This window comes from Polaromonas sp. (assembly GCF_039932935.1).
Classification (GTDB): Bacteria; Pseudomonadota; Gammaproteobacteria; order Burkholderiales; family Burkholderiaceae_C; genus Polaromonas.
On record NZ_JBDTPB010000111.1, the window covers coordinates 19821 to 32073 of the forward strand.

At 64.0% G+C, this 12253-nt stretch carries 8 protein-coding genes; all 8 read right to left on the reverse strand.

The window, feature by feature from the left end:
• Nucleotides 1-37 precede the first annotated feature (37 nt).
• Nucleotides 38-1282, reverse strand: coding sequence for a beta-ketoacyl-[acyl-carrier-protein] synthase family protein (locus ABI546_RS18185; RefSeq protein ID WP_348048812.1), 1245 nt, complete (start codon nt 1280-1282; stop codon nt 38-40).
• A 26-nt stretch (nt 1283-1308) separates the two neighbouring features.
• Nucleotides 1309-1548, reverse strand: coding sequence for a phosphopantetheine-binding protein (locus ABI546_RS18190; protein WP_348048814.1), 240 nt, complete (start codon nt 1546-1548; stop codon nt 1309-1311).
• 114 nt (nt 1549-1662) lie between these two features.
• A complete protein-coding gene (locus tag ABI546_RS18195; RefSeq protein WP_348048816.1) occupies nt 1663-2709 on the reverse strand; it encodes an SDR family oxidoreductase in 1047 nt (348 codons plus the stop codon).
• Between the two features lie 143 nt (nt 2710-2852).
• Complete coding sequence (locus ABI546_RS18200; RefSeq protein WP_348048818.1) at nt 2853-5990, reverse strand: efflux RND transporter permease subunit; 3138 nt, start codon at nt 5988-5990, stop codon at nt 2853-2855.
• A gap of 10 nt (nt 5991-6000) precedes the next feature.
• Nucleotides 6001-7182, reverse strand: coding sequence for an efflux RND transporter periplasmic adaptor subunit (locus ABI546_RS18205; RefSeq protein WP_348048820.1), 1182 nt, complete (start codon nt 7180-7182; stop codon nt 6001-6003).
• Between the two features lie 49 nt (nt 7183-7231).
• Nucleotides 7232-8758: an efflux transporter outer membrane subunit gene (locus ABI546_RS18210; RefSeq protein WP_348048822.1), complete on the reverse strand. Its 1527-nt coding sequence runs from the start codon at nt 8756-8758 to the stop codon at nt 7232-7234.
• On the reverse strand, nt 8745-9512 hold the full coding sequence (locus ABI546_RS18215; RefSeq protein WP_348048823.1) for a CerR family C-terminal domain-containing protein: 768 nt from the start codon (nt 9510-9512) through the stop codon (nt 8745-8747). Before ABI546_RS18215 ends, ABI546_RS18210 begins: the two co-directional genes overlap by 14 nt.
• 45 nt (nt 9513-9557) lie before the next feature.
• Nucleotides 9558-12253 (reverse strand): bifunctional [glutamate--ammonia ligase]-adenylyl-L-tyrosine phosphorylase/[glutamate--ammonia-ligase] adenylyltransferase (gene glnE, locus ABI546_RS18220; RefSeq protein ID WP_348048825.1); only part of this gene is annotated, 2696 nt, incomplete at its 5' end.

Here is a 12253-nt window from a genome sequence, read left to right on the forward strand (position 1 = left end):
CGGCGTCGGCCGCCATGCGTGATGCGGGCCGGCGCGCTCAGGCGGTCTTTGCCACCAGCACGGCGTTGGAGCCGCCAAAGGCAAATGAGTTGGACATGACAGCGCGCAAGCCTTTGGCATCGCGTGCCTCCCGCGGAATGTAGTCCAGATCGCAGCGGGGGTCGGGGTTCACCAGAAATGCCGTCGGCGGGAGTTGCCCGGAGCGCAGGGCCATCAGGCTGGCGATGAACTCCATGGCGCCGGCGGCGCCCATGGCGTGTCCGTGCACACCTTTGCTCGAGCTGATCGGCAAGCGCCCTGCCAGCTCCCCGAACGCCAGCTTGATGGCGTTGGTCTCAACCACGTCACCGACCTCGGTGGCGGTTCCGTGGGCATTGAGGTAACCGATATCGCTTGTTTGCAGTCCCGCATCGGCAAGGGCCAGGGCCATGGCGCGTGCCTGGCCCTGCGCGTCGGGTTGCGTCAGGTGGTGGGCGTCGGTGGTGGATGCGTAGCCGCAGAGCTCGGCCAGGATATTGGCGCCGCGCTTTTTGGCACTTTCCCAATCTTCCAGAACCAGCATGGCAGCGCCTTCGGCCAGTACGAGGCCGGAGCGGTCAACCGAAAACGGACGGCACGAGGTTTCTGCACCATCGGCATGCGGCTTGGCCAGGGTGTGCATGGCCTGCCAGGCTTTGATGGTGCCGCGGTTCAGCAAGGCTTCAGCCCCTCCTACCAACATGGCGTCGGCATAGCCGTGGCGAATCTGCCGGAAGGCGTCGCCAATGGAGGTGGCAGACGATGCGCAGGCATTGGAAACCGTGCTGCTCGGGCCTTTGAGGCCGAATTCCATGGAGACATGGGCGGCAATGGCGTTGTACATGGATAGCACCACGGTCATGGGGCGAAGGCGCGCCACTTTTTGCTCGAGCAGTGCTGTGTAAGCCACGTCGGTGGAGCCGGCCCCACCGCTGCCGGTGCCGAGCGAGACACCAAAACGTTCTGGCGCAAAGCTGCGTTCCAGGTCACCGGCTTGGCTCAGACCCGCCTGCGCCATGGCTTCGCGGCTCGCGACCAACGCATACTGGCTGACCCGGTCCATGGTCAGCAGCCGTGCGCGGGGGAAATGGAGGTCGGGATCGAACTCAACGGCGCCTCCCAGCACGCTTTCGGTGCCAGTGGGAAAGGGCACATCAATGGGCCGGATGCCCGAACGTGCCGCTAGCAAGGCCTCAAAAAATGCCGGGGTGCCGGTTCCGATGGGGGAAACAACGCCAAGACCCGTGATGGCTACGCGACGCATGGCGATACTGGCGGTGCCGCTCGGGCTCAGGCCGCAGGCTTGCCGGATGCCAGCAAAGGTTCGATCAGTTGAACCATTTCACTCAGGGTGCGCGGTGGATTGGCCTGGTCTGGAATCTGGATGTCGAACTTGTCTTCGACCTGGAACATGAATTCAATGACTGCCAGGGAGTCCAGACCCAGGCTCTCCAGCGTGGCATCAGGCTGCAGCTTGTCCTCGCTGATGCCAAATGTTTCGGCAAAAAGGTTAATCAAATCAGAATTCATCGCCCAACCAGTCCATATGTAATGCGTACTGCCATTGTCCCACTATCGATACGACAGCCGGCCTCTGTGGGCCGATAGGGTATTTTACAAAAGCCACCACGTTGTTTTCCCACCTCAGGGCGTGTACATCTGCCTGACGGCATCTGACAGGCTGAAGGTGGCCAATAGTTCACCCAGATAACTGCTGGGCGCAGGTGCGACGGCGGCCGCGCCGATTTCTGACCGCAAACGCGCGTTGCTGAACACCGCGTCGGCCGTCAAAAAAGGCAGATACGGCTGCAGCGCTTCGAACATCCAGCGCTGGCGCGCGAACTTCGGTGCCGGCACGAAGTCCCGGCCGCGCATCACCATCTTGCCGATGCCGGGCATGCCGGCTTTCAATTCTTCGGCCAACGCCGCAAAAGTTACCGAATCCTCGCCTGTGGAGACGTGATAGCAATCGTAGCGAAGCTCCTCCTTGAGCAGCATTTCAGCAAATGCGCTGGCAATGAAGTCCACCGGCGCGAAGTCGAGTTTGCCTAAAGGATCCAGCGGCACATCGCCCAGTTCGGCCATGACGGGGATGGACCACAGCATGTTGCGGGCCAGCTTGGCGTCATCAATGCCGCGCGACAGCACAATGCCGGGACGCAGGCTGACAAAAGGCGAACCCTTGGCCCGCAGCAGGGTTTCGGCATCGCGCTTGGAGCGGATGTAGTCGTTGGCGTAACCTGCAAACGGCATGTCTTCCGTGATCACGCCGCGCGGCTCGGTGGTCACCGCCGCCGTTCCGACAAAAAACCCGCGTTGGGAGGGTTTCAGCGCTTTCAGGATGCCCGAAAACTGCTCGGCAGCCTTGATATTGATGGGGTATACCCCGGCGCCTGGCTTGAACGAGGTGCTGGCAGCTGAGTGCAGGATGACATCGGCCGATTGCAGCACCTCTGTGCTGAGGCCAAAATTGGGCTCAATCACGTCGCCGGCTTCGGCGGACACCATCTCGGCAAATTCGGGCTTCCAGAGCACGCTTTTTTGCAAGCGGTCCAGGAGGCGATCACGGGCCTGGTTCGCATCAGCGGCGCGTACGACAGCGGTGCTGTAAACGCCGCGCGCGGCCAAAAGAAGCATTAACTCGCCGCCAATCAGGCCGGTGGCGCCTGAAAGTAGTACGCGTTTTGACATGTTAAGAAATGTAAAGCTAAGCCCGCAAGTATAAGCGAGCGGGTGTGGATAACCCGCCTCTTCACACCCATGGCCAGCCTACAGAGTCGGCAAAATTACACGTCCCGTCGCTTTTTACAAAATGCTATCGCGCGGAACGTGCATTATTTGGCGCCGGGTTGTGCAACGGGCTCGGCGGGCGGATGGCCGTCAGTCACTTCGCTGACCGTCTGACGGCCGCGCAATCTCGCGACCCCGCGTTTGATCAGCCGCTCCAGGTCGTCAATATAGGTAAATACCGCCGGCACCACCAGCAGGCTGAGCACCGTGGAGGTAATCAGGCCGCCAATCACGGCAATCGACATCGGCGAGCGGAAGCTCGAGTCGGCAGCGCCCAGGCCGAGGGCGATGGGCATCATGCCCGCGCCCATGGCCAGCGTGGTCATGATGATGGGCCGCGCGCGCTTGTGGCAGGCGTCCAGCAGCGCATCCCAGCGCGACAGGTTATGGTCGCGCCGCGCCACGATGGCGTATTCCACCAGCAGGATGGAGTTCTTGGTGGCAATGCCCATGAGCATGATCAGGCCGATCAGCGAGGGCATGGAAAAGCTCTTCTGTGCGATCAACAGGCCGACGAAGGCGCCGCCCAAGGAAAGGGGTAGAGCGGCAAGAATGGTCACCGGGTGCAGGAAATCCTTGAACAGCAGCACGAGCACGATATAAATACACAGCACACCGGTCAGCATGGCCAGCCCAAAGCTGGCAAACAGTTCGCCCATGACCTCGGCATCGCCGACCTCCACCACCTTGACGCCCGCCGGCAGGTTCTTGACGGAGGGAAGCAGCTTGACTGCGGCCGTGATATCACCCAGTGCCCGGCCTGACAGCTCGATGTCGAACTTGACGTTGCGGGAACGGTCATAGCGGTCGATGACCGCCGGGCCGGCGGTCACTTCCAGGGTTGCGACCTGCCCCAGCATGACCGGGCCCACGCCCGGCTTGACGCTCGGCACCGCAAGGCGCTCCAGCACGCTGAGATCCCTGCGGGCCGCATCATCGAGCTTGACGACGATGGGCACTTGTCGCTGCGACAGGTTGAGCTTGGGAAGCGACTCTTCGTAGTCGCCGACCGTGGCAATGCGCAGCGTTTCGCCCATGGCCGAACTGGTCACGCCCAGGTCTGCCGCCCGGGCGAAATCCGGCTTGATCGCGATTTCAGGGCGCACCAGGCTCGCGCTGGACGAGATATTGCCCAGCCCAGGAATGGTTCGCAGGTCTTTTTCAATCGCCAGCGCCGCGGTTTGCAGGGCATTGGCATCCTCGGCGGTCAGCATGAGGACGTAAGTCTCGCCGGAGCCACCCAGCCCGACCTTGCTGCGCACGCCTGGAAGGGTTTCCAGCGCCGTCCGCATCTTGCTTTCAATGCCCTGCTTGCGCGGCCGTTCACTGCGCTCGTCCAGCAACACCGTGAGTGTGGCCTTGCGCGTCTCCGCCGCGCCGGCCATGGCGAACGGGTCGGTACCGGCCGAGCCACCGCCGATCGTGGTGTAGACGCTTTTCACGTGTTCGACCTTGCTGATCAGCAGCCGCGCATGCTCCGCCGAGGCTTTGGTCTGCGCCAGCGAAGCCCCCGGGGGGAGCTCGATATAAACCTGGGTTTGCGAATTGTCATCAGGCGGGATGAAGCCTGTTGGCAGCAACGGAATCAGCATGACCGAACCGAAGAAGAAGATTGTGGCGGCCGCCATGGTTGCCACCCGGTGCTTCATGCACCAGGCGGCGGCACGCATGTAGGTGGTCATCCACTTCGGGTCGGCATGGGTGCCGACCATGGGCTTCAGAATGTAGGCCGCCATCATGGGGGTCAGCACCCGCGCTACCACCAGGGATGCAAACACCGCGAGTGAGGCCGTCCAGCCGAACTGTTTAAAAAACTTGCCGGCCACACCGCTCATGAAGGCAGTGGGCAGGAAAACCGCGATCAGCGTGAAGGTGGTGGCCACCACCGCCAACCCGATTTCGTCAGCCGCTTCCATGGCGGCTTCGTAGGGCGACTTGCCCATGCGCAAGTGCCGCACGATGTTTTCCACCTCGACGATGGCATCGTCGACCAGGATGCCGATCACCAGCGACAGCGCGAGCAGCGTGATGACGTTGATGGAAAACCCGAGCAGGTGCATTCCGATAAAGGCCGGGATGACCGAGAGCGGCAATGCGACCGCTGACACGAACGTGGCTCGCCAGTCCCTCAGAAAAAGCCACACCACCAGCACAGCCAGGATGCCGCCTTCGTAGAGCAGGTGCATGGAGCCGTCATATTCCTCCTGGACCGGATTCACGAAGTTAAAAGCCTCGTGGACTTCCACTTCAGGGTATTGCTGTTTGAGTGCGGCCAGCGCGGCCTGCACAGCCGCACCCACGGTCACTTCGCTTTCACCCCGGCTGCGAGATACCTCAAACCCCACGACCGGCTTGCCATCAAGCAGCGCGGCCGCGCGCGGCTCGGCGGTGGTGTCGGTGACGGTGGCAACCTGGTCGAGCCGTATGCGCCGACCGTCGCTGAGCGCCAGCTCCAGCTGTGCCAGTTCCTGCGCGGACTTCACCGTTGCCAGCGTTCGCATGGGTTGCTCGCTGCCGCCCAGGTCTGCGCGTCCGCCCGCACTTTCAGTCTGCACCTGCCGCAGCTGGCGCGAAATGTCGGAAGCCGTGGCGCCCAGGGCCTGCAGCTTCGAAGGGTCCAGCGCGATGCGGACTTCGCGCGAGACGCCGCCCACGCGATTGACCGCACCGACGCCGCGCACCGCCAGCAGCTTGCGGGAAATTTCATTGTCAACAAACCAGGACAGCGCCTCTTCGTCCATGCGCGGCGAGCTGATGGTGAAGGCCAGCACCGGCTGGCTGGCCAGGTCCATTTTGCTGACAACCGGATCGCGCACGTCGCCGGGCAATTCGCTGCGCACCTTCGAAACGGCCGCACGCACGTCGTCCACGGCTTCCTGCACCGGCTTTTCAAGCCGGAATTCGGCGGTCACGGTCACGCCGCCGTCCTGCACCTTGGTGTAGATGTGTTTGAGCCCCTGCACGGTGGCAATGGAGTTTTCGAGCTTGCGGGCTACCTCCGTCTCGAGCTGGGCGGGCGCGGCGCCCGGCAGCGACGCCGAGACCGTCACCGTCGGCAGGTCGATGTCGGGAAAGTTCTGCACTTTCATGGCCTTGAACGACAGCATGCCGGCGAACGTCAGCAGCACGAAGAGCATGACGGCCGGAATCGGATTTTTGATTGACCAGGAGGAGACGTTCATGCGTTGCTCCTTATTTGATAGCTGCTTGCGCTTTGGCAGCGGGCGCTACGGCCGGATTTGCCGATGCATCAGCGGGAGCTTCGCTGACCCGGACCAGGTCGCCGTCGTTCAGAAACCCCGCGCCGCTGACAATGACGCGGATGTCAGGGGTCAGGCCCGAGGTGACTTCGATGCGGTCGCCAACAAGCCGGCCGGTTTGCACCTTGAGCTGGCTGATGCGCTTGTCGGCATTGAGGCGAAAGACATAGTTAAAACCATCGCGCACGACCAGCGCCTGTTGCGGAACGGTCAAGGCGGTCGTGCTGCCCAGCTCAAACTCACCGCGGGCGAACATGCCGGCCTTGGCCGGGGATGCCATGCCCGCGGAGACCGGGAGGTCCACGTAGACCAGCGCGGCGCGCGTCTGGGGGTCCACGCTCGGGGCGATCATGCGCACCCGGCCCTTGAGTTCGGCGCCACTGGCCGCCAGCACGCTGGCCACGGTGCCGGCTTTGATCCGGCCCAGTTCCGCCGAAGTGACCTCGGCGCGCCACTCGAGGCGGCCGCCGCGAATCAGGCGGAACAGCTCGGTGCCAGCCGGCACCACCGAGCCCACCGTCGCGGTGCGCGCCGAAATCACGCCGTTGTCGGGTGCCAGGACCTGTGTATTTTTGCCGCGCAATTGCTGTGCATCCAGCACGGCTTTGGCGGCTTCGACGCGCGCCTTGCCGGTTTGTTCTGCGGTGTTGTACTGGTTGATCTGTTGCTCACTCAGTGCGCCTGAGCTCGCCAGGGTGCGCGCCCGCGCCGCATTGTCCGCCGCATCGGCCGCGTTGGCCTGGGCTTCAATCAGGCTGGCCCTGGCCTGGGCAGTGTCGGCCTTTACGCTGTCGCCCGAAAACACCGCCAGCACCTGGCCGGCCTTGACCTGGTCGCCCACATTGGCCTGCACCTGCACCAGGCGCAAGCCATTCGATTCGGAGCCGATCACCGCCTCCTGCCAGGCTGTGATGTTGCCATTGGCGCTGAGCTTGACGGGCAGGGTCATCTGCACCGGCAATGCGGTGGAGACGGTCAAGGCCGGTTTGGCGGTAACTGCCTTGTCGTCCTCTTTGGCGTCTTTTTTCAGAAGAAAAAAGGCTGTAGCCCCCACAGCAAGAGCGGCAGCAGCTATCAAAGCGATAGCAAGAGGGGTGAGTTTGATGTGTGGCATGGTGTTCGGTGGCGGTCTGGGATTTTGGGGGGAGGTGTCTGGCGGTGTCTCAGGGCGCGGTGATCGCCACCGGGGTCAGCGGGGCTGGCACATCCGACACCAACGCGGGCACAGGCGGCTCAGCCGTGGTCCAGCCGCCGCCGAGGGCCCGATACAGCGCGACCCAGGCGCTGCGCCGGTCGCGTTGCAAGGTCACCTGGGCGCTTTGCGCGGCCAACAGGGTGCGGCGGGCGTCCTCGAGTTCGACCAGGCTTGCCAGCCCGCTCTTGTAGCGGGCTTCAGTGCCTGTGAACGAGGCGCGGTAGCCCTGAGTGGCGGTCACGGCATCCTGGCTGCGTTCGGCCGTGCTTTGCAGGTTGACCAGCGCCTCCTCCACTTCCCGCACGGCCTTTCGCACGCTGGCGCGGTATTGCGCGGCAGCGTCCTCGTAGCGCGCCTTCGCGGCGTCCACATTGGCTTCGCTGGCGCCACCGTCAAACAGTGGAACGGTGAGCTGCAACGGCCCGACGGTCCAGGTGTCAAAGCGCTGGGAACTGGCGCTGGTGTGCGACTTGGAGGTGGCAATCGAGCCGCTCAGGCTCAGCCTTGGAAAGCGCTGCGCGCGCGCGCTGCCGACTTCCAGGTGGGCAGCGTCCACTTCACGTGCCGCGTTGAAGACGTCCGGCCGTTGGGCCAGCACTTCGGCGGGAACGCTGATGACGGGCGCGGGCGATTCCTGCGTGAGATCAGCCGGGGTGCTGGCGAGTTTTTGGCGCAGCGCCGGTTCGTCGACGGCGGTCAGGGCGACCAGCGCTTTGACATCGAGGTCGCAGAGGGCGCGCTGCTGGATGGCGTTGCTGTTGCCTTCTGCGGCACTGGCCCGGGCCAATGCCGTGGTTGCGGGCGCTTGAAAGCCGGCCTTGGTGCTGAGTTCCGACAGGCGCGCGGTCTCTGCCCGGGACGCCGCGTCGGAACGCGCCACCGCGAGCAGTTTTTCACAGCTGCGCAGGCTGTAGTACTGCGTCGCGACTTCGGCGGCGACCGACACACGCGCCGAGTGCCACAGCGCCTGTGAACCTGCCAGCCGCTGCTGGTCGGCATCGCGGGCTGCGGCGTATTGGCCGAACAAATCGATTTCCCAGGAGGTCTGCAAGCCCATCTGGGCGGTGGTAGAAATGGGCGGCGTCGCGCGATTCACGGGGGCCGAGCGGCCGCGGCTGACGCTGGCAGTGGCGTCGAGCGTGGGCAGCATGGCGGCGCCCGAGGCGACGCGTGTAGCCCGTGCCTGCTCGATGTTGGAACGTGCTGTCGAAACAGTCGGACTGACCGCCTCCGCCGCCATGATCAACTCCACCAGCAAGGGATCGTTTTGCTGCAGCCACCATTGCGACATCGCGCCCAGGCTGCCGCCGTGGGGCAATGCTGCGCCGCCGCCCGCTGGCGGCAAGGGCGCTTGCCATTGCGTGGGGATGGGCGGCGGTGTGGGCGTGTGCGGCGTGTCTGTCGCGCAGCCGGAGAGCCATAACGCGCAAGCGCCCAGCAGGCCCGCCGCCGACAGCGGGCCGAAGCGTCCGGCCCCGGAATCAGTTTTTTTCATGGTGTGCAATGTTGCGTCGCGGCACGTCAGCCGCTGAGTGGTCTGAAAGAGAGAGCCGGCGGGTCATTTCGACTCCGACCATGGCTTCGGCGTATGCCACCAGGCTGACGGCCCAGCGCTCCAACGCCTCGGAGGTGCCGAACAGCTGGGGCCGAATGGCTTCCACCACTTCGCGGCTGAGAAACATTTGCAGCGCTAAGCCGGTGATGGAAAACGCCAGCCGGTGCACCTCATCGTCGGCCTTCGTGATGCCCAGGTGGCGGCAAAGCACCAGCACCAGTGCGGTGTGGGCCGGTTTGATGCCCTGGTCGATTTCTTCCGCCCACAGGCCTGTGGGCTCCAGCATCTCGCGAAAATGCAGCTTGGTGCACAGCTGCACCAGCTCGCCCTGGCGCAAAGGCTCCAGGAAACTCGAGAAAAACCCCTCGAGCGATTGCCGCAAGGTGAAGTGGGGCTGGTTGTACAGCGCAATGTCGTCGCGCGCGCTGCCCAGCGGTTCGGTAAAAACGGCGCGGTACAAGCCGGCCTTGTCGCCAAAGTAATAGCTGATGGCTGCAACGTTGGCGCCTGCGGCATGCGCGATCTCGCGAATCGAGGTTTTGGCGTACCCCTTTTCGGAAAACAGCCTGAGCGCCGCCAGCAGCAGGTGCGCCCGGGCATGGACGCCATCGGAGCGCTGTTTACGGGATTCGCTCTCAGGCTTGGCAAAACGCGAAGCCGCTGTGGGAGCTGTGGGAGGCTGGTCCGGTGTCATGTGCCCGGATTAGAGCACATTGATCAAACGATCGATTGAATTAAATCATTCGTTTGATTTAAAGGCGGCGACCCACAATTGCTGGATGGCGCCACGCTCTGCGTCGAGCAAAGGCGGATTGACCTGTGTGGGCTCTTCGTTGAGGCGCGCGTGGTGCTGCACCCGGCGCAGTTCGCGGTACGCACTCGCTGCACGCTGGCCCACGCCAGGTGGCAGCAAGCCGCCGGCTTCCGCGCGGTGCAGCAGGGAAATGTTGCCGACGTTGTCTCTCAATTCCGGGTGCTGGGCTGACTGCGACAGCACCAGAAATTGAACGGCGAATTCGGCGTCCACCATCCCTCCTGCGCTGTGCTTGACGTCAAATTTTTCCGCCTTGAGCACTGGCGTGCCGCCGGACCCCGGTGCATACGCAAGGGCCGGTGGCGCATGAAGGCTTTTGATCGGATGGGCGTCGCGCACTTTTTCGCGCATGGCCACGATCTCATTGCGCAAGGCCACAACGTCGCGCGGCGCAGTGATGACGGTTTGCCGGACCTGCTCGAAGCGCTCACGCAGCGACTCTTCCCCCAGCACGAAACGTGCGCGTGTCATGGCCTGGTGTTCCCAGGTCCAGGCGGTGTTGCTGCCGCGCTGCTGCTGGTAGCGGGTATAGGCCTCGAAGCTGGTGACCAGCAGGCCCGAATTGCCGTTGGGCCGCAGGGCGGTGTCTATCTCAAACAGATCGCCTTCGCCCGTCTTGATGGTCAGCCAGTTGATCAGCTTGCGCACAAACGCCGCATAGACTTCGGGCGCTCGCTCGTCGTCGTCTTCGTAGACGAACACGATGTCCAGGTCGCTGCCGTAACCCAGCTCTTTGCCCCCCAGCTTGCCGTAGGCAATGATTGCGAACTGCGGCGTTTCACGGTGCCGGTTCCTGAGGCGCTGCCAGCACCAGTCGGTGGTCACGCACAGCACGGCCTCGGCCAGGGCCGACAGGTCATCGGCGACCTGCTCGACCGTCAGAACGCCTTCCAGGTCGCGCGCCAGGGTGCGAAACACTTCCGCGTGGTGGGCGCGGCGCAGCAGGTTCAGGCAGGTTTCCTCGTCGTCTTCGCCGGTGCTTTTGAGCGATGCCAGCCGCTGCTGCAGGTCACGCGCAAAGGCGGTGCCGTCAAAGCGCTCCTTGAGCAGTTCGTCGCTGGCCAGCTCATCAATGACGCCCGGGTGCTGCAGCAGGTAGCGCGCGGGCCATTTGGCAGCGCCCAGCAGGCGCAGCAGGCGTTCATGCACGGCCGGCCGCTCCAGCAGCAGCGCCAGATAACTTTCCCGCCTGAGCAAGGGTTCTATCCAGTCGATGATGCGAACAGCCGCCTCCTCGGTGACCGTCCCCTCCGCCAGCCAGGCTGCAGTGCGCTGCACCAGCCGCGTCAGCCGCGCGCGGGAGTCTTCGCGCAGGGCCAGCACGCGAGGGTGCTGCCGCCACAGCGCCAGGCGGTCGCGGAACTGCTCCGGCCATTGTTCCGACAGCTGCTCCAGCATGTCCTCGAGCTGCTGCGGCGCGGCCTTGACCGTCTTGCCGCAGCCCTTGCAGTCGGGCTTGCCGCCGAGCAACTTGTCGAATTCTCCGGCCACCAGTTCCCGATGGGTATCGAGCTCACCGAGGAAAGGGCAGCAATTGCTGTAGCCTAACGTTTCCGCGATCCAGGCCAGGTCGTCGTCCCGCGTCGGCAGCACATGGGTTTGCTGGTCATCGAGGTACTGGATGCGGTGCTCGACCCGGCGGAGGAAATCGTAGGCGCGCGCCAGCGCATCAGCGGTTTCCTGCGGCATCAGGCCCGCGCGTGCCACACGCTGTAATGCATCGACTGTGGGCCGTGTGCGGAGTTCGGGAAATTGCCCGCCGCGCACGACCTGCAGCAACTGCACGGTGAATTCAATTTCACGGATGCCGCCGCGCGACATTTTGACGTCGTTGGCGCGCTCCGGATGGCCGGCGCAGCGCTTGGCTGCGTGTTCGCGGATTTGCCGGTGCAAGGTGCGCAGCGCGTCGAACACGCTGTAGTCAAGGTAGCGCCTGAAAACGAAGGGCAGCACAGAGCCTCGCAGGGCTTGAGCCGAGCCGTTCTGCACGCAGTCAAGCGGTGCCACCACCCGGCTCTTGAGCCAGGCAAAACGCTCCCATTCGCGACCCTGGGCCTGGAAATATTCTTCCAGTGCGTTGAGTGAAATGGCGGCAGGCCCCGAGCTGCCGTTGGGCCGAAGTGCCAGGTCCACCCGAAACACAAAACCATGTTCTGTCGCATCGCCGATCAGGCTGAACACCGCCTTGACCTGGTGCCCGAAATATTCGTGGTTGGATATTTGCCCGCGGCCGTCGCTGCGTCCATGTGTTTCGCCGTCATGGTCGTAGACATAAATCAGGTCGATGTCGCTGGAGACGTTGAGCTCGCGCGCGCCCAGTTTGCCCATGCCCACGACCCACATGCGGGCTCGCGTCCCGTCCGGTCCTTGCGGCGCACCATGCAATCCGTCCAGTTCGGCGCCGGACTCGCGCATGGCCACATCAAGCGCCAGCTCGGCCAGCTCGGTCATGGCGCGGGTAATGACCTGCAGCGGTGCCTGGGAATGCAGCGAAGGGTCGCCCTGAGCAGGTGCCACGCCCCAAGAGGGCGACGCGGTACGCGAGGCTACAGCCGTGGGGGCTACTGTTTCGCCGCCGGGCCGCCCCAAGGCGAAATGCGCCCCCTCGGGGGGCAGCGCAG